General features: G+C 49.3%; 24 protein-coding genes. 16 read left to right on the top strand and 8 right to left on the bottom strand.

The window, feature by feature from the left end; translation table 11 throughout:
- Window positions 1–15 precede the first annotated feature (15 nt).
- From arsC to K6T23_RS21460, 3 genes are all read left to right on the top strand, one after another.
- Window positions 16–435 (top strand): arsenate reductase (thioredoxin), encoded by a 420-nt coding sequence (gene arsC / locus K6T23_RS21470; protein WP_238283289.1) that lies wholly within the window; start codon window positions 16–18, stop codon window positions 433–435.
- 106 nt (window positions 436–541) lie between these two features.
- Window positions 542–1,237, top strand: a complete 696-nt coding sequence (locus tag K6T23_RS21465; RefSeq protein WP_238283288.1) for a FadR/GntR family transcriptional regulator — start codon at window positions 542–544, stop codon at window positions 1,235–1,237.
- A gap of 5 nt (window positions 1,238–1,242) precedes the next feature.
- On the top strand, window positions 1,243–2,412 hold the full coding sequence (locus K6T23_RS21460) for a CynX/NimT family MFS transporter (RefSeq protein ID WP_238283287.1): 1,170 nt from the start codon (window positions 1,243–1,245) through the stop codon (window positions 2,410–2,412).
- A 38-nt stretch (window positions 2,413–2,450) separates the two neighbouring features.
- Here the strand turns inward: K6T23_RS21460 and K6T23_RS21455 are convergent, their stop codons facing one another.
- Complete coding sequence (locus K6T23_RS21455; RefSeq protein ID WP_238283286.1) at window positions 2,451–3,119, bottom strand: SOS response-associated peptidase; 669 nt, start codon at window positions 3,117–3,119, stop codon at window positions 2,451–2,453.
- Between the two features lie 176 nt (window positions 3,120–3,295).
- On the opposite strand from K6T23_RS21455, the gene K6T23_RS21450 reads away from it, so the two are divergent.
- Together K6T23_RS21450 and K6T23_RS21445 are read left to right on the top strand one after the other, a co-directional pair.
- Entirely contained in the window at window positions 3,296–4,018 is a 723-nt protein-coding gene (locus K6T23_RS21450; RefSeq protein WP_238283285.1) for a hypothetical protein, read from the top strand.
- Window positions 4,015–4,719 carry a hypothetical protein gene (locus tag K6T23_RS21445; RefSeq protein WP_238283284.1) on the top strand — a complete coding sequence of 235 codons (705 nt, stop codon included), beginning with the start codon at window positions 4,015–4,017 and terminating at the stop codon, window positions 4,717–4,719. Before K6T23_RS21450 ends, K6T23_RS21445 begins: the two co-directional genes overlap by 4 nt.
- A gap of 274 nt (window positions 4,720–4,993) precedes the next feature.
- On the opposite strand, the gene K6T23_RS21440 is transcribed toward K6T23_RS21445, so the two are convergent.
- Window positions 4,994–5,779 (bottom strand): DUF3891 family protein, encoded by a 786-nt coding sequence (locus K6T23_RS21440; protein ID WP_238283283.1) that lies wholly within the window; start codon window positions 5,777–5,779, stop codon window positions 4,994–4,996.
- A gap of 215 nt (window positions 5,780–5,994) precedes the next feature.
- Between K6T23_RS21440 and K6T23_RS21435 the strand changes: the two genes are divergently transcribed.
- A complete protein-coding gene (locus K6T23_RS21435; RefSeq protein ID WP_238283282.1) occupies window positions 5,995–6,432 on the top strand; it encodes a hypothetical protein in 438 nt (145 codons plus the stop codon).
- Between the two features lie 36 nt (window positions 6,433–6,468).
- Here the strand turns inward: K6T23_RS21435 and K6T23_RS21430 are convergent, their stop codons facing one another.
- Complete coding sequence (locus K6T23_RS21430) at window positions 6,469–7,047, bottom strand: pentapeptide repeat-containing protein (protein ID WP_238283281.1); 579 nt, start codon at window positions 7,045–7,047, stop codon at window positions 6,469–6,471.
- Window positions 7,048–7,235: 188 nt separating this feature from the next.
- Between K6T23_RS21430 and K6T23_RS21425 the strand changes: the two genes are divergently transcribed.
- The 5 genes from K6T23_RS21425 to K6T23_RS21405 all read left to right on the top strand — a co-directional run bounded on the left by K6T23_RS21425 (window position 7,236) and on the right by K6T23_RS21405 (window position 14,505).
- Complete coding sequence (locus tag K6T23_RS21425; RefSeq protein WP_048015655.1) at window positions 7,236–7,688, top strand: MarR family winged helix-turn-helix transcriptional regulator; 453 nt, start codon at window positions 7,236–7,238, stop codon at window positions 7,686–7,688.
- Window positions 7,685–10,117, top strand: a complete 2,433-nt coding sequence (locus K6T23_RS21420; protein WP_238283280.1) for an MMPL family transporter — start codon at window positions 7,685–7,687, stop codon at window positions 10,115–10,117. Before K6T23_RS21425 ends, K6T23_RS21420 begins: the two co-directional genes overlap by 4 nt.
- A 281-nt stretch (window positions 10,118–10,398) precedes the next feature.
- Window positions 10,399–12,120, top strand: a complete 1,722-nt coding sequence (locus K6T23_RS21415; RefSeq protein ID WP_238283279.1) for a sensor histidine kinase — start codon at window positions 10,399–10,401, stop codon at window positions 12,118–12,120.
- Window positions 12,098–13,246 carry a response regulator transcription factor gene (locus K6T23_RS21410; protein WP_238283278.1) on the top strand — a complete coding sequence of 383 codons (1,149 nt, stop codon included), beginning with the start codon at window positions 12,098–12,100 and terminating at the stop codon, window positions 13,244–13,246. Before K6T23_RS21415 ends, K6T23_RS21410 begins: the two co-directional genes overlap by 23 nt.
- A complete protein-coding gene (locus tag K6T23_RS21405) occupies window positions 13,243–14,505 on the top strand; it encodes an ABC transporter substrate-binding protein (RefSeq protein WP_238283277.1) in 1,263 nt (420 codons plus the stop codon). The genes K6T23_RS21410 and K6T23_RS21405 overlap by 4 nt, the downstream gene beginning before the upstream one ends.
- A gap of 341 nt (window positions 14,506–14,846) precedes the next feature.
- Here K6T23_RS21405 and K6T23_RS21400 read toward each other — a convergent pair whose 3' ends face one another.
- Window positions 14,847–15,026 carry a hypothetical protein gene (locus K6T23_RS21400; protein ID WP_238283276.1) on the bottom strand — a complete coding sequence of 60 codons (180 nt, stop codon included), beginning with the start codon at window positions 15,024–15,026 and terminating at the stop codon, window positions 14,847–14,849.
- A 572-nt stretch (window positions 15,027–15,598) separates the two neighbouring features.
- Between K6T23_RS21400 and K6T23_RS21395 the strand changes: the two genes are divergently transcribed.
- The 3 genes from K6T23_RS21395 (at window position 15,599) to K6T23_RS21385 (ending at window position 20,943) form a co-directional block, all read left to right on the top strand.
- Window positions 15,599–16,882 carry an IS110 family RNA-guided transposase gene (locus K6T23_RS21395; protein WP_238281583.1) on the top strand — a complete coding sequence of 428 codons (1,284 nt, stop codon included), beginning with the start codon at window positions 15,599–15,601 and terminating at the stop codon, window positions 16,880–16,882.
- Window positions 16,883–17,595: 713 nt separating this feature from the next.
- The gene (locus tag K6T23_RS21390) at window positions 17,596–19,056 is read left to right on the top strand and encodes a glycoside hydrolase family 68 protein (RefSeq protein WP_238283275.1); all 1,461 of its coding nucleotides are present in this window, start codon (window positions 17,596–17,598) and stop codon (window positions 19,054–19,056) included.
- Between the two features lie 315 nt (window positions 19,057–19,371).
- The gene (locus K6T23_RS21385) at window positions 19,372–20,943 is read left to right on the top strand and encodes a glycoside hydrolase family 32 protein (RefSeq protein WP_238283274.1); all 1,572 of its coding nucleotides are present in this window, start codon (window positions 19,372–19,374) and stop codon (window positions 20,941–20,943) included.
- A gap of 293 nt (window positions 20,944–21,236) precedes the next feature.
- Here the strand turns inward: K6T23_RS21385 and K6T23_RS21380 are convergent, their stop codons facing one another.
- Window positions 21,237–21,737: a GNAT family N-acetyltransferase gene (locus K6T23_RS21380; protein WP_238283273.1), complete on the bottom strand. Its 501-nt coding sequence runs from the start codon at window positions 21,735–21,737 to the stop codon at window positions 21,237–21,239.
- 220 nt (window positions 21,738–21,957) lie between these two features.
- Between K6T23_RS21380 and K6T23_RS21375 the strand changes: the two genes are divergently transcribed.
- Both K6T23_RS21375 and K6T23_RS21370 read left to right on the top strand, forming a co-directional pair.
- Window positions 21,958–22,587, top strand: coding sequence for a GntR family transcriptional regulator (locus K6T23_RS21375; protein WP_056539525.1), 630 nt, complete (start codon window positions 21,958–21,960; stop codon window positions 22,585–22,587).
- A 181-nt stretch (window positions 22,588–22,768) separates the two neighbouring features.
- On the top strand, window positions 22,769–23,524 hold the full coding sequence (locus K6T23_RS21370; RefSeq protein ID WP_056539522.1) for an SDR family NAD(P)-dependent oxidoreductase: 756 nt from the start codon (window positions 22,769–22,771) through the stop codon (window positions 23,522–23,524).
- A 51-nt stretch (window positions 23,525–23,575) separates the two neighbouring features.
- On the opposite strand, the gene K6T23_RS21365 is transcribed toward K6T23_RS21370, so the two are convergent.
- The 3 genes from K6T23_RS21365 to K6T23_RS21355 are packed head-to-tail and all read right to left on the bottom strand — an operon-like array spanning window position 23,576 to window position 25,977.
- Window positions 23,576–24,040 (bottom strand): FixH family protein, encoded by a 465-nt coding sequence (locus tag K6T23_RS21365; protein ID WP_238283272.1) that lies wholly within the window; start codon window positions 24,038–24,040, stop codon window positions 23,576–23,578.
- Window positions 24,041–24,055: 15 nt separating this feature from the next.
- Complete coding sequence (locus tag K6T23_RS21360; RefSeq protein WP_238283271.1) at window positions 24,056–25,399, bottom strand: PepSY-associated TM helix domain-containing protein; 1,344 nt, start codon at window positions 25,397–25,399, stop codon at window positions 24,056–24,058.
- A gap of 14 nt (window positions 25,400–25,413) precedes the next feature.
- On the bottom strand, window positions 25,414–25,977 hold the full coding sequence (locus K6T23_RS21355) for a DeoR family transcriptional regulator (protein ID WP_238283270.1): 564 nt from the start codon (window positions 25,975–25,977) through the stop codon (window positions 25,414–25,416).

Here is a 25,977-nt window from a genome sequence, read left to right as displayed (position 1 = left end):
AAGGAGAGACGCACCATGTCAAAGAAAACCATTTACTTTTTATGTACAGGAAATTCATGCCGCAGCCAGATGGCTGAAGGCTGGGCAAAAAAACACCTGGGAGACGAGTGGAACGTCTACAGTGCAGGAATCGAAGCCCATGGCTTGAATCCCAATGCTGTAAAGGCGATGAAGGAAGCGGATATTGATATCTCGAATCAAACATCTGATATCATTGATCCGGCCATCATGAATTCAGCGGATCTTGTCGTGACCCTATGCGGGGATGCGGCAGATAAGTGTCCTGTGACACCGCCTACCGTAAAACGTGAACACTGGGGCTTTGACGATCCGGCCAAGGCAACAGGATCTGAAGAAGAAAAATGGGCATTCTTCCAGCGAGTACGGGATGAAATCGGAGAACGTATCGAGCGTTTCGCCCGTACAGGAGAATAACAAAAAGAAGCGCAGGAGCGGTTTTTTCAACCGCTCCTGCGCTTCTTTTTATGTTATACTCATCCAATGAACCAATCATCCTACCTTTAAAAGGGGTCAGATCATTATGGAAAAGGTGCAATCAAAAACATTGACGGAGCAGGCACTGAATCAGCTTGAACAACTTCTTGAGAGCGGGGAGTGGCCGATTGGTGAGAAGATTCCGCCGGAACCGGTCCTGATGGACACCCTGGGGATCAGCCGCAATACCCTTCGGGAAGCCATCCGATCCCTTGTTCACGCCGGATATCTGGAAACGAGACAGGGAATCGGAACCACCGTGAAGAGTCACAGCGGCCTTGACCGTGCCCTTCGTAAACGGATGAGAGCAGGCGATTTGGTGGAGGTCCTTGAGCTGAGGCTGGCCCTCGAACGGGAGGCAGCTGAAAAGGCAGCCCTGAGAAGGACGGACGAACAGGTTGGGGAAATGCGCGGCCTCCTGGCTTTGTGGAAGAAATCCGCTGAAGAGGGAAAAGCCTCGTCATTCGTCCGGCATGATAGTGCGTTCCACCAAGCGGTTATTCGTGCATCAGGAAACTCGATGTTTATGGAGATGTATGACTCCATCATCGATTCTGTCCATCAATCAATCTATAACCTTATTGACCTGAACGACTTGAATCAGGAAGATATCAGGATGCACACAGAGCTTCTATCAGCCATAGAGGCGCAGGACCCTGTGAAAGCGTCCGAATGCGTCAAAAAGTATCTTGGGACGCTGATTGATCAAGTCAACGCCAGTGAACATAACAGAAAGAAGTGAACCGTATGCAAGAAGCAAAGCAACAACAGGCGGGCTGGATAGCCGTCATCGGAGTGATCTTCATCGCCATGAATCTGAGGGCTCCGATCACCTCTGTTGGACCGCTCATCCCATTGATCCAAGGGGACTTCCATTTTTCTAACGCTGTGGCGGGGAGCATCATGACCATCCCACTTATCGCCTTTGCCCTTTTTTCACCGTTTGCGCCAAGACTTTCCCTGAAGTTTGGGCTCGAACCGGTCATTTATGCGGCTCTTATCGTATTGCTTGCAGGCATGGTCCTGCGCGTCTTCCCCCATGGCAGCTGGCTTTTCGTCGGCACCGGTCTTGTCGGGATCGCCATTGCCATCTGTAACGTACTCATGCCGGCCCTGGTGAAAAAGTCGTTCCCCATGAAGGTCGGATTGATCACGGGAGTCTACGGGATTTCCATGAACGTCTTCGGGAGCCTGGCATCAGGCGTCAGTGTCCCACTTGCCCAGTCAAGCTCCCTTGGCTGGCGCGCTTCACTCGGGGTTTGGGCCATCCTTGCCGTGCTCTCGGTCATCCTATGGAGCTTCTTATTGAAATCAGTCAAAAAAGAAAAGATGATCGAGCCTCCGGCGGTGAAGGTACGTATGTGGAACTCTCTGAAGGCCTGGCATGTCACGGTCTTCATGGGTATCCAGTCCTTCATGTTTTACACCCTTCTTACCTGGCTTCCGGCCATCCTTCATGACCAGGGGTATACCCTCAATGAGGCAGGTTGGGTCGTGTCGACGCTTCAGATGGCGATCATCCCCATGACGTTCATCATCCCCGTCGTAGCAGAGAAGATGAGTGATCAAAGGTGGTTGACGATTGGGTCTGTCATCCTTCTGTTCCTTGGATTGATCGGGTTGATCACAGGCTTCCTGACCGTGTTATCTGTCCTCCTGATCGGGGTCGGCATCGGAACGATGTTCGGCCTCGCCATGATGTTCTTCGTCCTGAGGACAACAGACAGCGCCCAGGCGGCCGGATTGTCTGGTATGGCCCAATCCATGGGTTACTTATTGGCGGCAGTGGGTCCCGTGTTCTTCGGTTACCTACATGACCTGTCCGCCAATTGGACGATTCCATTCATCCTGCTCATGCTCCTGACCCTGATCCAGCTCTTTGTCGGGATCGGTGCAAGTAAGGGGAAACTCGAATAATGCAAACGAAGCACGGGGATTCCCGTGCTTCTTCGTATTTACAAGCTATTCAGCGGAGACAGGACGTCGGCCACGTCGTTCTTCGGTGAGTTGACAAGCTCGCTCACGGCATAGAGCTCCATTTCTTCAGCCGGATAAGGGACCAGAAGCGATTTCAGCTCGTCAACCGAATGATTGGAAGGGTCCAGCCACCTGGCGTAATCCGTACGTTTCAAAATGACGGGCATGCGGTCATGGACGTCTTCTGTCACGGCATTCGGAGTCGTCGTGATGATGGTGCACGTATGAAGGGGAGCATCTCCTTTTTTCCACGTTTCCCACAATCCCGCGAAGGCAAAGGGCTTTCCGTTCTTCATGATGAAGCGGTATGGTTGCTTGCGGTCATCGACCTTTTTCCATTCGTAGAAGCCATCAGCGATGATCAGGCAGCGCTTCTTCTTGAACGGTTCCCTGAAGCTTGGCTTCTTTTCAATCCCTTCAGCACGTGCGTTGATCATCTTATAGCCGATCTTCGCTTCCTTTGCCCAGTGGGGAACAAGCCCCCATCTCAACGTGCCACCCCTGCGCTTCTTCCCGTCTGAAATAATGGAAAACACCTCTTGGCTCGGGGCGATATTGAACCTTGGCTGAAGGTCGGCGGACAAGTCGAATTCGAACTGCTGTTGAAGTTCATGTACACTCTCAATCAATGAAAAACGGCCGCACATGCTTCCGCCCCCTGTCATTTTTTTAATCAGTATACCAACAATACGCCGAATTCAATCAGGAAAACCATGTTTTCATACTGAATGAAAGATCAATATATGATAAAATATGGAAATGATGGGTTTGTGATGAAGATTCTACATATACGTAACTATAGAGATATATAGGGGGAATGAACATGGCGACTTACGTTAATGGGGGCGTCCTATCGTGGCTGATGCCCGCAATTGCATGGGGCATATTGATCATAGGTGCGGTTTTTATGATAAGACGACAGAAGAACCAAGCTCCATTCTGGAAGGCATTCCTAGTTTTCATGGTAGGGGTATTTACCATTTCATACACATTTGAGCCGAGGGGGATCATGGTCAGAATCCCGATCCTTCCACTGGGCGTTTTGATCCTTTATTTGACCTTGAGGCGGAAAAATGGGAGATGGGAGAGGTATCGCCGTTTCGCCTGGTTCGGGTTTGCCGGGAATATTCTTCTGGCGATCATGGCACTGGCGGCCATTCCGCTCAGTGCCATTGTTTATCCATCAGATGATCCGGCTACGTATCTATCAAATCCAGAGAAGGTCTCCCTTGTTCAGAGTCATCCTGCGGCATCGAATGTTAGCCTTGATCAGAAGAAATTGGCTGAACAGCTGGATGGAATGACGGAGGCACAGCCAGAGGGAGAGTCGTGGTACCGAGAATCAACGGTGGAAGATGAAAATCAGTCCAAAGCACCGGAGCGCTTCCCATATCTCCTCAGTGGCGTCGAGCCGAAGTGGGGAAGCGGTCTTTCATCGCTGATCTATGTTGAAGGAAACGGGAAGGGCTTGCTGATTTTATCTGGCGATACCCAATACTACTATCAACTCTCTGAATCAATCATAAAAGGGGGCGGGGCGGAATGAAGAATGTGAAACGGATGATCGTCATCGTCCTTGCCGTCTCCTTGATTGCCTTTGGCTTTGTCTATTGGTTCAAGCTGGCTCCGGCGGGTCCGCTACCTGGTGATAAAGGAGCGATAAAAGAGATCAACGGGCTGCTGAACAAAACAGGTACGAATGAAAAGGTGCAGGTGGAGGTCATTCTGGATAAGGTGCAAGCCGATGACCGCCATGCCTTCATCCCCTTCGAAACCGATGACGGAGGTCGCGGCTTCAGCCTCTGGGTATGGAAGGATCATCAGTGGAAGGCATCGTCTGCCACAACAGTCGGATACCCGGTAATCTGGAAGGCACGTCCTGGAGATCCATCGAGCTACCGCATGGTCTGGAGTCTTGATCCAGCTGAGAAAGTCGATCGTCTGGCATTCTACCTGATCCAGAAACGTTCTTTCCAAAACGAAGCGTATCAACCCCGGATCCAGATGGAAAAGGCCATCCCCTTCGCAGAGCATCCATACGGGGCCATCAAGGTCCCTGAGGAGTGGCGGACCATAATCCGCGGTGAAGTGGCTGAGTTCGAGGTGCCCCGTGTGGAATTCGGATGGAGGTCACTCGATTCTTCCGGAGAAGATGTTTTCATAGAAGGCAAGGATCAGTCTTCTTATCTCCGGTATCAGGATCACCAGGATCTGATGATACCGCTGGAGAAAAATGAATTGGAATAGGGTAAGAGCTGGGACAAACACATTTTAGTCATAATGAAACCCGCATTCATTTGCCTACGATCAGGAGGATGAATGCGGGTTTTAACTTTGTTTCGTGAACAATACGATTTCAATATTTCCAGCGGTAGATTGGAGTGCAAGAAGACAGTTGCGGGAAGAGGCTCACGGGCTTCCCGCGGAAAGTGAAGTCTTGCACGGTAATCATAAGGGGAATAAAGAGCCAATTCTGATTGTGTTCGTCATGAAAGACTCACTTTCTTATTTTGTTTGTCTGCTATTCTCTCATCACGAGTGGACCGGCGCTGCTGATCGTAATGCTGTGGGTAGACATATAAGCGGAATCATAGGCTTTGGCAACCCCATTATGGAGAATAGAAGATATACTCACTTCTTTATAGAACAGTTCCACGGTGAAGGGATGCTTGAAGGGAGCTCCGGTTATTGCGATGTCATGAGGGCCGGTCCACTGTCCTTTCAACGGGTCATCGGTGTGATTAAAGTCTTCCGTATGTTTGAATCCATTTTTGAACCAAGGGTGCTCTTCGGCTTTCGATACACCGGGACGATTCAGGCAAATGAACAGAGACAAATCGTCCGAGAATTGGAGAAGGGTGAAATGCTCTTGAAGGAGATCTCCATCCAGAGCGGGCAGCTGTTTCCGCAGTTCGGTTTGTCGTCGGTCTTCCTTTTCCAGGAAGCGCAGGCAGTCGGGATCTGAGGTATTGGAAAAGAACGAACAAAAGTGAAGGCTGCATAGAAGTCCTGCGTAAGGATGCCTATCTGACACCTCATCCAGCCCCCGTTCATAGAAAACGAGCTTAGGGACGAGCGGGTAGTCGGAAAAAGTGAAAGGACGGTGTACGGCATCGTTCCAGACTGGTGCTTTGTCCAATCCGATCCAGCTCCTATCATGTTGGTAAGAAGCATACAGAAGTTCGTCCCAAAAGGCGTTCGATCTTAGTAAGGAAGCGTCGAAGTGCTTCACGATCTCTCCTGACAGGAAGGCATGGTCATGCTGTTTGATCATGATGAAGGAATCATTCGTTTCACGGATGATCATAGCGGAATCCCCCTCACAATAGATAATGCCATTTTATCGCACGCCTCGATTTGCTGTAAAACGTATTACGCATTCAGCCTCTGGGAAGCCCTAGGTGATCGGGATATAAGAAGAATAGGTCCCAGGTCTGAGCGGAAATCGACCTGAAGCTCGTTCCCAATCATCAAGTGGCACTGGTATGCTGGTGTTAAACAGAAGAAACGGGTGGATGATAAATGAGACGATTGATGATATGCATCGTGTTGCTGGCTGTAGGGAGTACCCTGATTTTGACGGGATGCTCTTCTGGGAAAAGCGAAAAGGGAGGACTCGACGGGCTTCAGGATATCCAAAAAATCGATCAGACGGAGAATGGGGAAATCATTCAGACCGTAAGCGATGCAGATGAGATCAACTCTTTCAGCAAAGGGCTTGAAGTGGAACAATGGAAGCCGGCAGGAGAACAGAAAGAAGATCAAGGTGCGGGGAGAACCTACATTTTTTACCGGACCGACACGGTGAAGTTCGGGGAGAAACAAGCAGTAGAAAAGGATTTGAAGGAAGTGGCGCGCGTCACCCTGTATAAGGAGAAACCTTATGTCCGTTTGACGTACGCTGGTGTGGAGATGGCATTTGAAGTGCCAATGGAAGTCTACAAACGATTGAATCAATGAAAAAGACCCCTGAATCGGTTTCAGGGGTCTTCTCATTCAGCGGATATCGAGGCCAAGGAGCGCAGCAAAGGAAAGAGCCTGCTTTTCGGAGACGATGCAGCCTTTCAGATCTTCCATTGAAACTAGGATGGACTCGAAAAACGAGGTGCTGAGATCGATCCCCTTCAGTTTCGTTCCGTCAAAGCTTACGTCATCGAGATCACAAAGATCATAGATGACCTTCGACAGCTTGCAGTTGAAGAAGTCGGATCGCTTCATATTGGACTCTTTGAAGATCACTTTTTCGAACTTGGAATCACTGAAATTACACATAGTCATGAGACAGTTCTCGAAGGTGACATTCCCGTAGCGGCTTTCAGGCAGCTGGACGCCCATAAGCTTGCATTCCTGGAACGTGGCGCGATGAATGCTCGCCCCTGTCATATCCACGTTGGAAAAGTCACAGTTGATGAACTCGACATCGGTGAGGTCGATATTTCGGAAAGAGGTCCCCTGGAAGGAGGAATTCTTGATGACCATGCCGGAAAGGTGCACTCGGTCGATCTCCTCTTCGTCAAAGATGGATCCATCGATCTCAAGGTTACTTAAATACGGGTCTTCCTCCATGAAAATCATTTGGAAGTTCCCTTGCGTGAGTTGGCGGGGTAGTTTTGGTTTATCGATTTTAATAGGAAACACCTGCTTTATTTGAAGTCGGTGGGGGACAAACCCCTCCTACCTAGTGTAGCATCTTCTTCCTTGACATTAAATAGTTGACCCCCTAAACTAATGGAGTGATCATATTAGTTTAGGGGGTCAACTACTTGGATAAGCGTCTGATTGAGGCAGTGGAGCTGTTCGAGGATGTGATGGTGTTCGGGACCGAGCGCGTGCTCAGGGATGTCGAAGCCGAAGTGTGGCAGGAATATTCCCGGGAACAAATCCAGGTCTTGAAGCTGTTGAATAAAAACGGTCCGCTGCCGGCCGGTGCCATTGCTGAACTTCAATGTGTGCATCGAAGTGCGATTTCCAACCGGCTGAAGAAACTTGAAGAAAAAGAATTGATTGAAATTGTCAAAGCCGAGGGCGATCACCGCTCGAAGCTCGTCAGCCTGACGCAGCATGGTCGTGCTGTTGTGAAGGAATCCGACCAGGCAGTTTACGATTATATTGAGGCATTGTTTGCCGATCAGGTGGAGGATGAAGAGTTAGATCAATTCCTCCAGATGTTCAAAAAGATTAAACATATACTGAAATTGGAGGGTGAACGTAAGTGAAGAATATTATCAAATTCAAATGGCCGATCACCATCGGCATGATCATTTTGACCGTTCTGCTTTTCGTCCTTGCACCGAATCTTTCCAAGCAGGCGGAGGATGCCGGGACATTCCAGCTTCCGAAAGATGCAGGATCCCAGCGTGCAGCTGAAATCCTTGAAGACGCCGGAGCCGGGGATGAAACGATTTCCCTCGTGTATGCACTCGACGGCAAGCTCGATGATGCCGCGAGGAAAGACATTCAGAAGGATGTCGATCAACTGAAGGATCTTGGAGATCCCGTGAAATCGATCCTTGATCCGTTTGAAAACAAAGACACGGAATCCCAGCTTGTTTCGGAGGATGGGAAGACTGTCCTCGTTCCGATTACTGTAGACGGCACACAGGAAGAAGTCGTCGAGCTTGCCGATTCCATTCAATCGGATATCATCGATGGGAAGAAAGATGTCTACCTGACTGGGGAAGCATTGATTAATAATGATGTGAATCTGAGCGCCCAGGAAGGGTTGAAGAAAACGGAAATTATCACCGTCGTCTTGATCTTCGCCCTTCTACTTGCCGTTTTCCGTTCCATCGTCACACCGTTCATTCCGCTAATTTCCGTGGGGATCACCTATCTTCTCAGTCAGTCGATCGTGGCATTCTTCATCGACTGGTTCGGATTCCCCGTATCAAACTATACGCAGATCTTCCTAGTAGCCATCCTGTTCGGGATCGGGACGGATTACTGTATCCTGCTTCTAAGCCGCTTCAAGGAAGAGCTCGGTGCAGGAAAGCCTGTCAAGGATGCCATCATCCGTACGTATAAGACGGCGGGCCGTACCCTTTATATTAGCGGACTCGCCGTATTCATCGGATTCTTCGCCATCGGATTTGCCGACTTCCCGATCTTCAAATCGGCCGTGGCCGTTGCGGTCGGAATTGCGGTTCTACTTCTTGTTTTGAGCACCGTTATGCCGTTCTTCATGGCGACATTGAAAGAAAAACTGTTCTGGCCATCGAAAAAATCCGTTTCCCATAACGATAGTAAGCTGTGGGGTTGGATGAGCAAGCTGTCGGTCAATCGTCCGATTCTTTCCATGCTTGTCGTGGCCGTCATCACCGTTCCGCTTCTGTTGACCTATGACGATGCCCTTTCATTCAATACAGTAGATGAAATCGGTGATAACTATGATTCTGTCAAAGGCCTGCATGCCATTGAAGATGGATTCGGGCAAGGGGACTCCCTGCCGGTGCAAGTGCTCCTCTCAAGCGATAAGGAATTGATCACGGAAGATATCGTCCCTTATGTAGAGAAGCTGAGCAGTGAACTAGAAAAAGTCGATGGCGTGAAGAGCGTCCGCTCCGTGACACGTCCGACGGGAGAAGTCATCAATGAGTTCTATGCAGATTACCAGCTTGGTAAGATTGCAGAAGGAATCGATCAGGCATCTGATGGAGTCGGTCAGACTGCAGATGGCATCAAGCAGTCCATGTCCCTCCCGCCTGAAGTCCAGGCTCAGGCTGCCCAGTCCGGTCAACAGCCGAATCCGGTTGAAGGACTTGATCAAATCAAAGATGGTCTCGACCAGGCAAGCAATCAGCTGAAGGATATGGCTGACAGCAAGGCGATCCGCGATACAGGCACCTTTGTCCCAGAAGGAACCCTAGGTCAGGATGAGTTCAAACAAGTGCTCGACCGCTATGCCTTCGATGATAAAAAAGGTACGCAGCTTGAAGTCATCCTCGAAGACAATCCGTATTCTCCGGAAGCGATCGATACCGTTGAGAAAATTGATGAGGCAACGCAGCGCGTCATCAAAGACACACCACTTGAAAAGGCAGAAGTCGCCTTCGGCGGGGTGTCCAGCATCAACCGCGATCTCAATGATATCTCGACGAGCGACTTCACCCAGACCGTGACAATCATGCTTATCAGTCTGTTCGTCGTACTGGCGATCCTGTTCCGCTCATTCATTATGCCGCTCTATATGATCGGTTCCCTGCTTTTGACGTACTTCACGTCTGTTGCCGTGGCCGAACTGATCTTCATGAACGGATTCGGATATGACGGCATCAGCTGGGCGGTTCCATTCTTCGGATTCGTCATGCTCGTAGCCCTCGGGGTTGATTATTCCATCTTCCTCCTCGACCGCTTCCGCGAAGAAGCAGCCGGAGGAATAACCGTGACGGAGGCCATCAAGATCTCCATGTCCAAGATGGGGACCGTCATCATCACCGCCGCCATCATCCTGGCCGGAACCTTCGCTGCCATGATGCCATCCGGCGTTCTCAGCCTTGTGCAGATTGCGACCATCGTCATCACGGGTCTCCTCCTGTACGGACTGATCGTCCTGCCGCTCCTTATCCCAGCCATGACCGTGTCATTCGGCAAGGGCGTGTGGTGGCCGTTCAAACCTCAGAAAGAAAAAGATAAAGCACGCTCATAACATGATAAACAGAAAGCCCCTTGCGGATCCGCAAGGGGCTTTCTTCATTGCCTGTTGATGAGGCGGTTGTTATGGAGGGTCAGGTAGGTGAGTTCGTTGTACATCATGATAATACCAAACTCCCTATCACATACTATCTATGACAGTATGTGAAGTCCTGCTACTTCTGATGCATTGACCCTATACGGTTCTCTGTTATAGTTTAGGTTTGTTGAAAATTTGGTATGGTTGAGGGAAAGGGGGGTGACATGATGCGGAGTGTACGGTCCAGGTTATTCGGGATGCTGGTGATTTTTATTATTCTGCCCTATTTCTTATCTGTTTTTATTATTTATGACAATACGAGATCATCGGTCGAGGAACATGAGATCGAGAAGAGCCGGGAAGAGCTTGAAGAAGGCAGCAGGGCTCTTCAGCGGTACTTTGACGAGATGATCGAGCTCTCCTACTCCCTCTATAATGACCCGGATGTGCTGAGCGTGTTCGAAAACGGACTGAATGATGAGCAGAGAAAACCGTTTGAACGGAGCATGAAGATCTTCTCGATCAGCCGTCCTGAAATCAGGCAGATGAGGATCTATTTTGAAAAGGATTCATCTGCTTTGAGTGTGTATCAGTCGAAGTTCAGTGCGCCGAAAAAACAGGAGGACTACGTGAACCAGGCTCCTTTTCGAACTCTGTATGAGTCCGATGACAATTTCTTCATAGAAAGGCCGCATGTGATTGAAAATGCCAATAATGCGGCGATCCTGCCTGAGTCCGACCGCACCCGGGTGTTGACAATCCATCATAAAGTTACCAATGTGTTGTCAGGTGAATTCCTTGGCTTCATTTCCATGGATATCGATGTCACCGCCTATTCCTCCCTGATCCTCAATCTTTCTGACGGCGGTGAGAGCCGCTTGACTCTTCTCGATGGGGAGGATCGCATCATGTATTCCAGTCAGCGTCTCAACGGGAGCGAATCAGGGGATGAAGGAGACAAGCTGGTCCTCGAAGAGAGGCTGAAAGGTAATATCGATGGGTGGAGGCTCGTCAAGGTGATCGACCGTGATGTTCTCTTCAGAGACGTAAATCAAGCGGCCACGACGAATATCTTATTGGGAATCGGTGTCGTGCTCTTGGGCATCATCATGGTGGTGGTCATTTCCCATATCATCACCAAGCCCATCGAGAAAATGAGTGAAAAGGTCCGGAGCATCGGCGGGGAGAATATGGATGTGGACTTCACCACCTCCCGTAAGGACGAGCTCGGCCATCTCGAAGATCATATGGATGAGATGATGGACCGCATCAATCAGCATATCGACCGCGAGTACAAACTTGAGATCGAGAGCAGGAAAAATCAATTCCGCGCCCTCAGATCGCAAGTGAACCCGCACTTCCTGTTCAATGCCCTGCAAACGATCGGTGCTGTGGCCCTGAAGTCGGGGGCGAAGGATGTATACAAACTCATCACGTCCCTTTCGAAGATGATGAGGTACTCCCTCCGTGCCGATCAATGGGTGACCGTACAGGAGGAGCTCGACTACATCGAGACATATCTCTCCATGCAACGGGAGCGGTTTGGCGAGGGCGTTCATGCTGATATCGAGGTGGACGCGGAGGTTCGTACTGCTTCTATTCCAAGCATGCTTCTGCAACCCCTGGTCGAGAATTATTTCAAGCACAGCTATGAAGAAGGATATGATGAAGCGCCCCTTTCCATTACGGGTGAAAGGGTCGGAGGATCCATCCTCTTTACCGTGCAGAACACGGGGGCATCCATATCGGACGAGGACCTTGGACAGATTCGGTCTTCTATCTACGGAGCACCGTCGGGTCAGGACGGGGGAATCGGCTTGAAGAATATCTACGATCGCCTGCGATTGAATTTTAAAGAAAACGCATCTTTTCAGCTGGATACATTGGAAGGAAGGGGCTTCAGGATCGTCATGAAGCTACCTTTTATGGAAGATAAGGAAGAAGGGGGAGACAGCGATGAAAGCACTGATCGTCGATGATGAACGCAATGTACGGAACGTCATCCGCCAGCTTGGGGACTGGGATGTGTCCGGTATCACCATGCTGCTGGAAGCGTCAAATGGATACGAGGCCCTCGACATCGTCCGCACGGAAAACCCCGATATCATTTTTACAGACATTAAAATGCCTAGGATGACAGGACTGGAGCTCATTGAAGAGCTTAATACACTCGGGTATACGGGAAAGATCATTCTGGTCACAGGCTACGACGATTATACATTCATGAGAAAAGCGATCCAGCTCAACAGCTTTGACTATCTACTGAAGCCCATCGATGCCGATGCGTTCGATTCGGTTTTGAACAGGGTCGTGACGGCAATCGGAGAGGAAGCTTTGGAAGACGGGGAGATTGTTGAAGAAGCGAGGCGTCTCCGCAGCAATCAGATCTTTACCTCTGCGTGCACCGGCGGAGGAACGGAAGAGCTGGCAGCTTTCCTTCCAGCGGATGAGGAGCTGGAGATGTCCCTTCTTTCCTTCTACCACACCCATCTGCCCGAACCACATATGGATGCCCTGAAGGGTGAGCTTCAGGAGAAGGGCATGGGAAATGTGTTTGCCTTTCTCGAAGAAGAAAATCTGTACGGAGTCCTGACTGTGAAGGGTCAGTGGGTCTACGTAGAAGAATGGGTGAGCGGTCATATCGATCTGCCCATCCGCCTTGTCCAGGGGGAGCTCCCCGATCTGGATGAGCTGTCATCTACCTTTAGCAAACTGCAGGGTGAGCTGCAACAGAACCACTACAGGAGCATCCGGAGCCTTGACGAACTCGAGTCTGCGCGGCGGATTCAGGAAATTGTATCGTACGTGGAAACCTACTATATGGAGGATATCTCTCTTGACCGCCTCTCAAAGATGTTTTTCCTCACAAGGGAACATATCTCCAGGACGTTCAAGAAAGAAACAGGCCTTCCCCTTTCCAAATTCGTGGCGAAACTCCGCATCGAGCAGGCAAAAGTATGGTTGATCGACTCTGATGAGACGATCTATTCCATTGCGACCATGCTCGGCTATCAGGATGAGAAGTACTTCTCGAAGCTGTTTAAAAAAGTGACGGGTTTTACTCCCTATGAGTTCCGCTCCGGGAATAGCGGGGTGAAAGAATGAAAAAACCGATATCGGTTCTGCTATCGACCCTGATCGTCAGCTCCATCGCCCTATCCGCATGCGGGGGACGTGATGATCAACAGAAAAGTCATAAGGATGAGAAACCTGTCACCCTTACCGTGAGGAATCCGAAAGTCGAAATCGCAAATGAATTTGAAGAGATGACCAAAAAATATGAAGAAACCCATCACGGGGTCAGGATCAAGGTCGAGACCGTGGGTGGTGCTTCAGATGATTACTCGGATATTACCGCTAAACTCACTGCGGGAAAGGGCCCCGATATTTTCACGAATATAGGGGATGAAGCGATGAAGGAATGGATCCGTTATCTCGAAGACTTATCGGATGAACCGTGGGTGGACGAAGCCTCCCCTCATACGCTTGATGGGATCACCCTTGACGGGAAAGTATATGGGGAGCCCATGAGCATTGAAGGGTTCGGTGTTGTCTATAACCGCGAACTCTTCAAGGAAGCGGGCATCACCGAACCACCGAAAACGTTCTCGGAACTCGAAGCGTCTGCCCGCAAGCTCTCATCTAAAGGGATCACGCCCTTTGCCAACGGATATTATGAAGATTGGAAGCTCGGTCATCACTTGACGAGCGTGGCCTTCGCCGAAGAAGGTCCCGGCTTCGTGAAGGCACTGAATGAAAAGGGCACTCATTTTTCCGACAGTGAAGAGTTCAACCGTCTATTCTCACTCATCGATCTGACGGTCCGATATGGCAATACAGCTCCAGCGACAACGGATTACTACACGGAGGTCGACCTTTTCAAGGAAGGAAAGGCTGCCATGATCCTTCAGGGGAACTGGGTGGAGCCATTGATGGGTGATGCGCCCACGGGGATCTTCCCCCTTCCCCTCAATGACAGGGGAGACGCCAAGATGATTGCGGGTGTACCGAGCTATTGGGTGATCAATAAACAATCGTCGGAAACCAAAAAGAAAGAAGCGAAACGCTTCCTTCGGTGGATGGTGTCTTCTGAAAAAGGACAGGAGTATATGACGGAGCGCTTCCGGTTCATTCCGGCGTTCAAGAACGTGCCGGTGAATGATCTCGGTCCTCTGGGTAAAGAGACACATTCGTTGATCAGCGAGAACAGGACGTTCAATTGGTCTTCTTTCTCTCCTTGTATCAAGAAAGAATTTGGGGAGATCATGAAAGCATATATCAATAAAGAGAGTACGAGGGAGCAGGCACTCAGAGGTTTTGATGAGGCTTGGAATGAAGGGGCTTGTGCGGCTCCTTCCCCTTGAACGCACGGCATATCAGCCGTGCTTTTTTTATTGGGTTTGAGGATGTTCGTTCTATTTCCATGCAATCGAGGTGTGGGAGAGGGGTGTGCTGATTTGAAACAGATATCGCCCTCTTGTTTTTGTGATGAGTATGTGGTGAAGACAAGATCGTTCCGTTTCGCTGCGGCCACCCGCTTTCCATGGGGTGTCCGGTGAGCCGCTTCGGCTGCGCCTGCAGGGTCTCCCCTTGCCCGCTATTCCCATAGAAGTCGGGAGGCCTCCGCTGCACTTCACTCTGTGCAATGCAGTGGATTCTGTGCTGATTTGGAACAGGGAATCGCCATCCTGATCTTGTAATGTGGTTATGGTGGAGAAGAGATCGTTCCGTTTCGCTGCGGCCACCCGCTTTCCATGGGGCGTGCGGTGAGCCGCTTCGGCGTTGCCTGCAGGGTCTCACCCTGCCCGCTATTCCCATAGGAGTCGGGAGGCCTTCGCTGCACTTCACTCTGTGCGGTGGAGAGGGGTGTGCTAATTCGGAACATGACATCACATCCTTCGGTCTTTTCTGAAATGACGTTCTAACCTAATTTATGAACGATTACCACACCAAGTCCAATAGCATTGAGTGGATTGGAGCGGAAGGGATTTGACTCCTGCGGAAAAGGGGGATGTTCGAGACCCCGCAGGCACGAGGAGGCTCTACATGCTCCCCGCGGAAAGCAAATCCCTGCAGCGCAAAGGAACGAACTACCTATTAAGTTCCCCCTTGTGAAGTTTTTTTTGATCGATCATCCGGATAAGGTCCTTGTAGCTAAAGAGAAAAAGCCTTATCTCTTTCATTATCAACACTCAAGTATTGGAGACGCTCATTTATAGCTACATTATGAAAATATATCCTACTCCCATATCAAAGAGTGGATTGGAGCGGAAGGGATTTGACTCCTGCGGAAAAGGGGGATGATCGAGACCCCGCAGGCACGAGGAGCATTCCTGTTATAAAAGAATATGAGGATAAAGTGAGATTTTAGCGATGTGCATAAAAAAAGCTCCCTTGGTACGATAGAGAGTGTCATGCGCATGACCTCGAATTAAGTACCGAAGGGAGACTTCAACTATGGATTTTACACAAAATGAACGACTTAATCAAATTAATGAACAGACTTTAATCATCGGCATTGATATTGCCAAACACAAGCACGTCGCCAGGGCCATTGATGATCGAGGAATCGACTTATCGAAGCGTCTGGTTTTTCCGAATTCGTTAGAAGGATTCCAATTGTTACTAGAGTGGGCTCGACAATTAAGTGCGGACACATCCCGTCCGAACTTAATGTTGGGGATGGAGCCTACGGGACATTATTGGATGAATCTAGCTTACTTCTTGAAATCCCAGGGCGAGCGCCCTGTGGTGGTAAACCCGATGAAGGTCAAGAAATCAAAAGAACTGGATGATGACTCGCCTACCAAAAATGATACAAAGGATGCGAAGGTCATCGCTCAAGTCATGCGAGCAGGGCGGTATCATGAGCCTACCTTGCCGGAAGGCATCTATGCCGAGTTACGTGAAGGCGTGAAACTCTTTGATATCATTCAAGAAGATCTCTCTTCCATCAAAGCACAAATCCATAACGTTCTGGATCGGTATTTCCCTGAATTCTTGACGGTGTTTAAGAAGTGGAATGGAAAGATGGCGATGGCGCTTCTGAAGTTAGGCTATCTTCCAACAGATATTCGACAGAAGACAGAAGAGGAACTTCTATACGACGTAAAGGCATTAGGGACCAAAAATGTAGGGGTGGCGCGTATGCGCCACTTAAAGAAAGTAGCTGACTCCAGTGTTGGGATGACCGTAGGTCTCCGCATGGCTCGTGAAGAGCTTCGCTATCTCGTTGATCAGTATGAGGCCTTAAACGAACGTCTGGACAATCTGAAAGAAGAACTTGAAGAACTGGTTCTTACGGTTCCTGGCGCAGATCTTATGATGGCGATCAATGGCGTGGGAGCGATGACCATTGTTGGGTTCTTCGCCGAGATTGGTGACTTATCAAATTATAAAGATCCACGACAGATTATTAAATTAGCAGGACTGAATCTGATGATGAACCAATCCGGCACACATCGAGGGAAAACAACCATTACTAAGCGTGGGCGACGAAGGTTGCGTTCCATTCTGTATCAAGTCGCCCGCCCTTTAACTTTTCATAATGACGCCTTTAAAGCTCTTCATCAGTATTATAAACACAGACGAACGAATCCTCTTAAAGGGAAACAGTCTTTTGTCGCACTAGGACGTAAACTGATTAAGGTCTTATTTGTCATAGGCACACGAAAGTGTGCGTTTAGTGAGGAACGCATGCTTCGCGATATCCCTCATATGAGAGATGTGCAGGCAGCTTAACGTATGATGTCCAGCAGTCAATATCCCTTAGTTTTTTGATGGTTTCTTAGGTAATCAAAAGAAGCACGGATAAGCCGGTCACTATTCCAAGCATTAGGGCATAGACCCACCCGAGGAGCATTTCCGGCAACCACACATGGTCAGGTCGAACGAAGGAATTTACGCGCATAGACGCTGAGAGAAATGGGAGGGTCCACCGCCATGTCGTATGTGGAGATCCAATAGTGCGATCATAAATTAGTACCTATTAATGGAAAAAAGACGCCAGGTTTCTTCAGACGCTTAGTGCGTTTCCATATATATTTAAATATGGATGAATTTATTCAAATGTGCCATGTCGCCTCTTTTGAACGCCTACGAAAACCTGAGAAAAACCTAGGAATACTAAGAACTACTGAATTTTCATGAGGGAGGCTCGACATGCCCCCCGCGGAAAGCAAATCCCTGCAGCGCAAAGGAACGGACTTATGTAATAACGGACACTGTATTTAGCCGTTTACTATCATCATAACGAAGAAAATCATGCCTTGGAGAAAGCAACCCCATCTTTCAGGCGACTATAGACCCACATATCAATTTAAGACGAAATCTATATCAATCCCTGCCATATCCACCAGAGTCCCGTCCTCCTATAATTCAATTGTAAGGCATCGGAGCATTCGCCCCAGCCCTTACCGAATTCATATCATAACCACACATAGGAGGAGTACTTAATGAACGTTCGTCAATTTGCAGCAGTTTCTTTAAGTGCAGCCATCTTGTTCGGAGGCAGCTTCACATCTGCATCTGCCAAGGGCGGGGCTGACGAAAAAGGATACAAGGAAACATACGGCACGTCACAGATCACACGTCAAGACATGAAGGATATGATCAACCAGCACGGTGATGACAAGTTCACTGTCCCATCCTTTGATGCTTCCACAATCAAAAACGTAGAATCCGCAACAAAAACCGATGAGAATGGCAATAAAATCAAAATGGACGTGTGGGACACATGGCCACTTCAAAACGCTGATGGCACTGTAGCTGAATACAAAGGCTACCAGATCGTCTTCGGTCTTGCCGGTGACCCGAAAAACCCTAACGACACATTCATCTATATGTTCTATAAAAAAGCAGGCGATGACTCCATCGACGCATGGAAAAACGCTGGACGCGTCTTCGATGACGAAGACAAAAACAAAGCAGACGACAAATATCTTCCAGGTCAACTAGAAGAGTGGTCAGGTTCTGCCTTGTTCACGGATGACGGCGAAATCCGTTTGTTCTACACAAATCGTGGAGACTTCGATGAGAGCAAGGAGCTCTTCGGACGCCAAACATTGACAACTGCCCAAGTCAACGTTTCTGAAAAAGGAGACAAAGATTTGCAGGTTGATGGAATTGAAGATCACAAGTCCATCTTCAACGGCGGAGACGGCAAAACCTACGAAAACGTAGAGAAAGCCTTCGAAGATCGCAACTTCAACAATAACCACACCTTCCGTGACCCGCACTACATCGAAGACAAAGGTCATAAATACCTTGTATTCGAGGCCAACACTGGTACAGAATACGGATACTCAGGTGAAGACAATCTTTACAACCGTGCATACTACGGCAAAAGCATGAAGTTCTTCCGCGACGAGCTTAAGAACCTTCAAAACAGCCCTAAAAAAGAAACAGCTGAACTTGCGAACGGTGCAATGGGAATCATCGAGATCAACGATGATTACACATTCAAAAAAGAGAAGAAACCTCTTCTTGTTTCCAACACAGTGACAGATGAAATCGAACGTCCAAATATCTTTAAGAAAGACGGTAAATTCTATCTGTTCACAAGCGCTCGCGGTTCCAAGATGACGATCGATGGCATTGACGATGAAGACATCTACATGCTTGGGTATGTGTCAAATTCCTTGGATGGTCCATTCAAACCGATGAACAAAACGGGAATCGTCCTTCACCAGGATCTTGATCCGAATGATATCACTTGGAATTACGCGCATTATGTAATTCCTCAGGAAAAGTCCGACAAATTTGTGGTAACCAGCTACATGACAAATCGCGGATACTTTGCCGATCACAAATCAACCTTTGCTCCATCCTTCTTGCTTGATATCAAGAACAAGAAATCTTCTGTCGTGAAAGATGGAACGCTTGAGCAAGGTCAAATCACGTACGACGGGAAATAACCTTTGAAAAAGGAAAAAAGAAATGTCAGCAAGTGGCATTTCTTTTTTCTATTAGCACGCAGCGCTTCCCCGCTGCGCTGGGGTGCCTCCCGGTCACGCACAGGTCAAATTCCTTCCATCAACAACAGTGAGTTACTACACAGCACCTAGTTGACTGTCTTACACTCGTATCTCCTAACAGGTGTAAGCTTCCCCTCTCCTTATGTACTCGAAGGAATCTGTGCAGTGAGTGAGGCCCCGCAGCGAGGCGGGGATGTACGCCCGTAATCTAGTTAATAATGACAACCCAACTATAAACAGGTGGTGAAGAATAAAATGAAATCTATAGGAAAGAAGGGGATATGGGTGTTGGTGGCCATCCTGATCCTTGTCATCGGTGGCGTCGTCCTCTGGGTCAATGCGAAAGAAGACGGTGAAAAGAAAGAGACGGGAAAAGACGGAAATGAGGTCTCATACCGTTCTTCCTATCATTTCACCACCCCTGACAAATGGAAAAACGATCCTCAAAAACCGATCTATTATAAAGGTGAATATCACTATTACTATCTCTATAACAAAGATTACCCTGATGGTAACGGTACTGAATGGCGTCATGCCGTCTCGAAAGACCTGGTCCACTGGAAGGATGAAGGTGTGGCCATTCCGAAGTATACCAATGATAACGGTGATCCCTGGTCCGGCTCAGTGGTCATAGACCGTGAGAATAAAGCTGGTTTTGGGAAAGATGCCTTCATCGCCATCGTGACCCAGCCGTCCAAAGAAACCGGAGCGCAGGAGCAATATCTCTGGTATAGCACGGACGGAGGGAAAACGTTCAAGAATCACAGTGAAGACCCAGTCCTTGAGAACCCGGGAATAGAGGATTTCCGCGATCCGAAGGTCGTATGGGATGATGAACGGAATAAATGGGTGATGCTCATGGCAGAAGGATCAAAGGTTGGATTCTATGAATCCGACAACTTGAAAGACTGGTCATTCACCGGGGATTTTCAAACGGAGGACCTCGGTGTCCTTGAGTGTCCAGATCTCTTCCGGATGCGGACGGAGGACGGAACGGAGAAATGGGTTCTCGGAGTCAGTGCCAACGGTGAATCCGTCGGTAAACCGAATACGTATGCTTACTGGTCAGGTGAATTCAATGGTGATACATTCGAAACTGACGAGGAAGAACCGAAGTGGCTTGATTACGGATTCGATTGGTATGGGGCCGTGACATTCGAAGACGGCGAGGCAGAAGACAAGATGGAGAAGCGCTATGCACTTGCGTGGATGAACAAATGGTCGTACGCGAACAACACCCCTACCATCGAGCATGATGATTTCAACGGGACGGACTCCATTGTCAGAGAAATCCGCCTGGAAGGGGATGACGAAGAAGGTTATACCCTTGTGTCCAACCCTGTTCCGGCCCTGGATGATCTGGTCACCTCTACAGAAGAATTCGGGGATATGACAGTGGAGGAAGGGCGAGAGTCGCTTGACTCACTCGGCGAAACGTTCCGTCTTGAAGCCGACATTTCCTGGGAAGAGGCGGAGCGTATTGGTATGCGCCTCAGAGAGTCAGAAGACGATGAGCGCCACGTTGATGTCGGTTTTTCTCCACGGGATGGCTATTCATTCGTCAATCGCTCCAAGACCGATCAACCGGATGAAGAAGGGGATTTCCTTGAGAGCAAAGCGCCCTACAAGACTTTTGACCAAAAAGTCCATATGACGATCCTTGTGGATAAGACGAGTGTCGAACTCTTCATGGACAATGGCAGGACCGTGCATACGAATCTCGTATTCCCACGCCCCGATGATCAAGGGATTTCCTTATTTGTCGAAGGGGGAAGCGCCACGTTTGAAAATGTGAAGATCGATCACATGGGCAAAACCGCCGAGTAAATGAAGAGACTGGGTCAAACGTGTTTGAGTCATGGTAAAACCCGCATTGATTTGTCTGCAATCAGGCAAATCAATGCGGTTTTTTCATTTGTTTCATGATCAGTCATTGTTTCTAGCGGTTGATTGGAGTGCAAGACGAAGACTCCAGCGGGAAGAGTAGCTGATGTGAGACCCCCCAGGCTTGCGAGGAGGCTCACGGGCTACCCGCGCGCAGTCTTGCACGGAAATCATGAGCGGTATAAAGAACCCCTAAGGATCGTGTTCATTAGGATATGTTCCTTCTGTTTTGCAATTTATAGCTGGAGGCCCATCAATACGTTATCCACGTATCGGCCATCGTCGAATTTATACTGCCGGATTTCCCGGCCTTCTTCGACAAACCCGGCTTTTTTATAGGAGGCGATGGCCCTTTCATTGGTAGCAAATACGCCAAGACAGATCTTTTCGATCTCCTCCTGGTCCCTCGCCCAGCTGATAAGATGCTGAAGCATGCGTGAACCAAGTCCCCGATTGCGATAGTCGGGCAGAATTCCGATACCGAAAGATCCGTTGTGTCTCATCCGCTTCATCCGGCTGCGGTTGAAGAAAAGGAAGGCCACGACCTTCCCATCCGCTTCCGCTACGAAGGTGATTCCGCCGGCTTCGGCCCGTTCGGCCATCTCCTTTACCTGTCCTACGTGATCGAGGCTGAACTCCTCATCTGTGGTCAGAAAGTATTCTTGCTCTGAAATCGTGTTGCGGCGGATGGCGATGATCGCCCCCGCATCTGCTTCTGTTCCTTGTCTGATGATCATGATCGTCCTCCTGTGGTTGTGTACTGTTCCCGGATTCTTGGTGTTGAACATGGAGGCTGCCGGTGTTGGAAATATCTACATCCTCTATTTTGCCATGAAGATGTTGAACAGGAAACGATCATTTTTACTACTTCAGTTGTTTTGTTGCCATCTTCCACCTTGTTTTTCCCACAAAGGTAGGATAGCATTTTCCCAATAGCATAATTATCAGAGGTGGATCATGAATCGAGTCAATCACGGGAAAGAATCATTGCCTGAGAAGGTGTATCATCATCTGCTTCAACAAATTTTGAATGGTGCCATCAAAGCGGGTGAGAAAATCATAGAAGAGGATGTCGCCAGGGATCTCGGTACGAGTCGGGCCCCTGTCAGGGAGGCCCTTTACCTGTTGAAGGTAGACGGCATCGCCGAGCGCATTCCGAGGATCGGAACGATTGTGAAACATTTCAGTGATAAAGAAATCATCGAATACAACGACGCCGTGATCGGACTGCTTCAATCAGCCATCGATCAGTCACAACCCAAATGGAATGACACCAATCGCCACAGGCTGCAATCATTCGGCGACGAGACTGATGAGGCTTGCAGGCAAGAGGATGTGCAGTTGTATCAATCAAAGGTGGAACAGCTGATTACCCACGTTTTCACTGTTTCGGATAATAAAGCGTTGATGCGCTTTTACAAAGAAGCCAATCATATCCTGATGGTCTTCGCCCAGGTCAAGTGGACCGGGGAGACGATGAAGAACTTCAACAGGGAGCTTAAGGTGTTCACTTCTTCTCTGCTTCAAGGGAATTTTGAAGAGGCGAAGCATGCAGTGAAAGTGACTCTCGATCAGGGAGTGATCTGAGGGCTAATCGGAATCAAAATGGTAGTAAGCAGGTCGGGGGCCTGCTTACTTTTTTTATGGAGATCGAAACCTGCCTGTTAAAATATAGTACATTTGGCTGAGCTTAATTGTCGACAATACGAACGATCAGGCGTACAATAAAAGAGTATTACAAATTGTCGACAATACAGGAGGGGTTTTTATGTCAGAGTTAAAAGGTCAAGTTGTCGTAATCACTGGGGGAGCAAGTGGAATAGGGAAGGAAGCGGCCCTTCAGTTATCTGGAAAGGGAGCATCCGTTGTCGTCGCCGACTTCAATGAAAGCGGTGCGAAGGAAGTAGCCGAACAGATCAATCAAGCGGGTGGAAGTGCCGCTCATTATAAAGTAGATGTTTCAAAAGGGGAAGAAATCAAAGCATTGATCGACTGGACGGCTGAGAAATTTGGTACATTCAACGGGATCTTCAATAACGCCGGCATCGGGTTGGTGAAACCATTCCTTGAAATGGATCCAGAATCGTATCACCGCGTCATCGATGTGGATCAGCACAGCGTATACTATGGCATGTACTATGGCGCCAAGAAAATGGTTGAGCTCGGTGCGACTGGAACAATCGTAAACACGGCGTCCATTTATGGAACGGCTGCCGCAGTGGGAAGCTTCAACTACAATGCAGCCAAAGCGGCCGTTGTCATGATGTCCAAATCAGGAGCCCTCGAGCTTGCTGAACACGGCATCCGCGTCGTCGGTGTGGCACCTGGCTTCATTGATACACCGATTTTAGGTGACGATCAGGAAGCAAAAGATTATCTGGCCGGACAGCATATGCGTGGTGAACTGATCAAGCCGGAGAAAGTGGCGAGCGTCGTCACGTTCTTATTCACGGATGCAGCCAGCGCGATCAATGGACAAACCATCCCGGTGGAAGATGGATTCCTGAGCTACAAAATCCGATAAGACAAAGAAAGACCGGAAGAGGGCCAACCCTTTCTTCCGGTCTTTTTGCTTTTAATGATGATGTCCGCCGCCTCCGCTTTGCTGCGGGACGTTCCCGTTCAAGGCCTCAACATCTTCTTTTGACAGCTCGCCGACGGCAAGGGGCTTGGTCGGCATGATGGTGGAGCCGTTACTACCGGCATGGACTTTTACATAATACAGTCCTTCTTCCTTCAGATCTGTCTTGAAGGTATAAAGGCCCTTTCCTTCGTTATCGGCTTCTTCCATCCCCTGGCGGAAGCTGCCGTCAGCCTTCCACATTTCCACATGGACAAAATTGGCATTCTCCACCTTTTCTCCGTCCTGGGTGAGGGAGATTTTGATCGGCTCGTCACTCGTATAAGGATCTGGCAGGGACACATCCGCCTCAAGAGGGGATTCCTGCTTGTACAGGTCGGCTGCATCCTCTTTAGGGGCACATGCCCCCAATAGGATGAGGATCAGGGTAAAAGGCAGTAGTTTCAACAGGTATCTCATAGGTCGTCTCCTTTCTTATGCCGCTCCAAGGAATTCTTTTACCTTCGGGAGCCTTCTGATGATAAGCCAGTCCAGGAGCCAGACAACGATGAGACTCAACCCTACCAGCGGGAAGATGATCCCCAGTGCAATCATGACGGCCAAGAAGGCACTGAATCTCCAGATGCTTGGTCCTTTCGGTGCACCCATCTCATGCTTCGGTTTCCGCTTCAGCCACAGATAGAATCCGCTCACAACCACAAGGATGATTCCAAGGCAGATGAGAAGGCTGAGGATTTGATTGAAGATCCCGAACTGTGTCCCTTTGTGCAGGGTGATGCCGAGTGCCACGGCTTTCCCGACAGGACCGTAATGGTCATAACGGTAATCGGCGAGGATCGCACCGGAATACTGATCGATATGGATTGTCAGTTCATCCTGCGCCCTGGCAGGAAAAGCAGAGAGCGTGTAAACACCTGTCGGGTCCTGAGGGATATAGACTGTATAACTCGGATCGATATCCTGACTATTGGCGATGTCGACTACATCGTTGATGGATAGGGGAGTGTATCCTTCAAGGGCCGATTTGGGAACGTCCAAGTTTTCTGCTCCCCATGGCACTTCGGCAATTTCCTTCGTTTTCACTTCTGATTGTGGTGCACTTCCCGTCCAGATCGATGGAGGGTAGCCTGCTCCGGAATTGGTGACGGCGTTCTGGAAGTTGGTCCCCCAGAAGCCTGACCACGGGAGCCCCGTCAGGATCAGGAATAGCATCCCTGCTGTGATCCAGAAGGCAGGGACGGCATGAAGGTCACGACGGAAAATCTTCTTGCCTTTATTGAATCTCGGGAAGAGGACCCCTGACAGTTTGTCTTTTTTTCGCGGGAACCAGAGGAAGAGCCCCGTCACGATGAGGACGACGGCCCAGCAGGCGGCAAGTTCCACGATCCGGTCGCCGAGTGTACCAGCCATCAATTCTCCATGGATCTCTTCAATTTTGTTCATGATCCGGTCGTCGGCCTTCAGTTCACCGAGGGATTTGCCTGTATAGGGATCGATGAACACGGTGGATGAGCCTTCTTCCGTACTGATGCCCACTTCGCTGGAGCGATCGGCGCTTTCTCCTGGCCTATAAGAAGTGACGGTTGCATCGGGATGAAGCTTTTTCACTTCTTCGATCTGTTCGACAGGTGCAATCTTGTCTCCTTGGGGCTGGACATCATAGTACTGGTTGTACAGCACACCTTCAATCTGTGGTTTAAAAAGGTAAATCGAACCGGTCACCGCCAGGATGAACAGGAAGGGGGCAAAGATGAGCCCTGCGTAAAAATGCCACCTCCAGATCGTTTGATAGGGAGATTTTTTAGGTTGGTTTTTCATAAATAGACTCCTTCTTAAGGGTGACAGCAGCCATTGCCTTGCATCGTATCCGAAATGGCATGGATGGCCTCTTCAAATGTGTGCAGGGTACCGCCGAATCCAATTTGGAATTTTTCTGCGTGCATGAGTGAACCGAAGGCGATGACCTGAGGCTGACAGCAATTCAGGTTCAATTCGGCACCGATGAGGAATGTAGCGGTCTTGGCGCTGATTGTGGCATCGGTCAGGAAATCACGGCACAGGATCTGAACGACCTCATCGCGGATGTCGTTGAAGCGGAGAAGGCCGCAATGTGGACAGCAGGTTTGTTCGACACGGTGACTCGTCTTCACGAGCTGGACGGAGTGCCTCGTTCCGATCGACTTCATGCAAAGGCTGCATCCGTTTAGGGGTAGCTCATGGCTCGAGGTGATGCCGTTTGACGTTTTTTGGACACTCCCTTCATCGACAAGGGGCTTGATGTCCCGGTAGACCGTCATCTCGGAGACACCGAGGCGTTCGCTGATATCCGATACCTTCAAGGTTTCTTCCTCTTCAAGCCAAGTCAGGATCTGTTGGCGGCGTTCAATGGGAAGCAT

This window comes from Rossellomorea marisflavi, assembly GCF_022170785.1.
Taxonomy (GTDB): Bacteria; Bacillota; Bacilli; order Bacillales; family Bacillaceae_B; genus Rossellomorea; species Rossellomorea marisflavi_B.
Note: the sequence above shows the minus strand (reverse complement) of the source record. Positions and strands in the feature narration are given on the sequence as shown.

Coding starts and splice junctions, on each gene's coding strand:
- K6T23_RS21400 (WP_238283276.1), bottom strand. CDS start 15,026: ATGTTCCGAATTAGCACACCCCTCTCCACCGCACAGAGTGAAGTGCAG.
- K6T23_RS21390 (WP_238283275.1), top strand. CDS start 17,596: ATGAACGTTCGTCAATTTGCAGCAGTTTCTTTAAGTGCAGCCATCTTG.
- arsC (WP_238283289.1), top strand. CDS start 16: ATGTCAAAGAAAACCATTTACTTTTTATGTACAGGAAATTCATGCCGC.
- K6T23_RS21465 (WP_238283288.1), top strand. CDS start 542: ATGGAAAAGGTGCAATCAAAAACATTGACGGAGCAGGCACTGAATCAG.
- K6T23_RS21405 (WP_238283277.1), top strand. CDS start 13,243: ATGAAAAAACCGATATCGGTTCTGCTATCGACCCTGATCGTCAGCTCC.
- K6T23_RS21355 (WP_238283270.1), bottom strand. CDS start 25,977: ATGCTTCCCATTGAACGCCGCCAACAGATCCTGACTTGGCTTGAAGAG.
- K6T23_RS21450 (WP_238283285.1), top strand. CDS start 3,296: ATGGCGACTTACGTTAATGGGGGCGTCCTATCGTGGCTGATGCCCGCA.
- K6T23_RS21435 (WP_238283282.1), top strand. CDS start 5,995: ATGAGACGATTGATGATATGCATCGTGTTGCTGGCTGTAGGGAGTACC.
- K6T23_RS21370 (WP_056539522.1), top strand. CDS start 22,769: ATGTCAGAGTTAAAAGGTCAAGTTGTCGTAATCACTGGGGGAGCAAGT.
- K6T23_RS21360 (WP_238283271.1), bottom strand. CDS start 25,399: ATGAAAAACCAACCTAAAAAATCTCCCTATCAAACGATCTGGAGGTGG.
- K6T23_RS21455 (WP_238283286.1), bottom strand. CDS start 3,119: ATGTGCGGCCGTTTTTCATTGATTGAGAGTGTACATGAACTTCAACAG.
- K6T23_RS21460 (WP_238283287.1), top strand. CDS start 1,243: ATGCAAGAAGCAAAGCAACAACAGGCGGGCTGGATAGCCGTCATCGGA.
- K6T23_RS21385 (WP_238283274.1), top strand. CDS start 19,372: ATGAAATCTATAGGAAAGAAGGGGATATGGGTGTTGGTGGCCATCCTG.
- K6T23_RS21415 (WP_238283279.1), top strand. CDS start 10,399: ATGCTGGTGATTTTTATTATTCTGCCCTATTTCTTATCTGTTTTTATT.
- K6T23_RS21365 (WP_238283272.1), bottom strand. CDS start 24,040: ATGAGATACCTGTTGAAACTACTGCCTTTTACCCTGATCCTCATCCTA.
- K6T23_RS21375 (WP_056539525.1), top strand. CDS start 21,958: ATGAATCGAGTCAATCACGGGAAAGAATCATTGCCTGAGAAGGTGTAT.
- K6T23_RS21430 (WP_238283281.1), bottom strand. CDS start 7,047: ATGATTTTCATGGAGGAAGACCCGTATTTAAGTAACCTTGAGATCGAT.
- K6T23_RS21410 (WP_238283278.1), top strand. CDS start 12,098: ATGAAAGCACTGATCGTCGATGATGAACGCAATGTACGGAACGTCATC.
- K6T23_RS21445 (WP_238283284.1), top strand. CDS start 4,015: ATGAAGAATGTGAAACGGATGATCGTCATCGTCCTTGCCGTCTCCTTG.
- K6T23_RS21380 (WP_238283273.1), bottom strand. CDS start 21,737: ATGATCATCAGACAAGGAACAGAAGCAGATGCGGGGGCGATCATCGCC.
- K6T23_RS21440 (WP_238283283.1), bottom strand. CDS start 5,779: ATGATCATCCGTGAAACGAATGATTCCTTCATCATGATCAAACAGCAT.
- K6T23_RS21395 (WP_238281583.1), top strand. CDS start 15,599: ATGGATTTTACACAAAATGAACGACTTAATCAAATTAATGAACAGACT.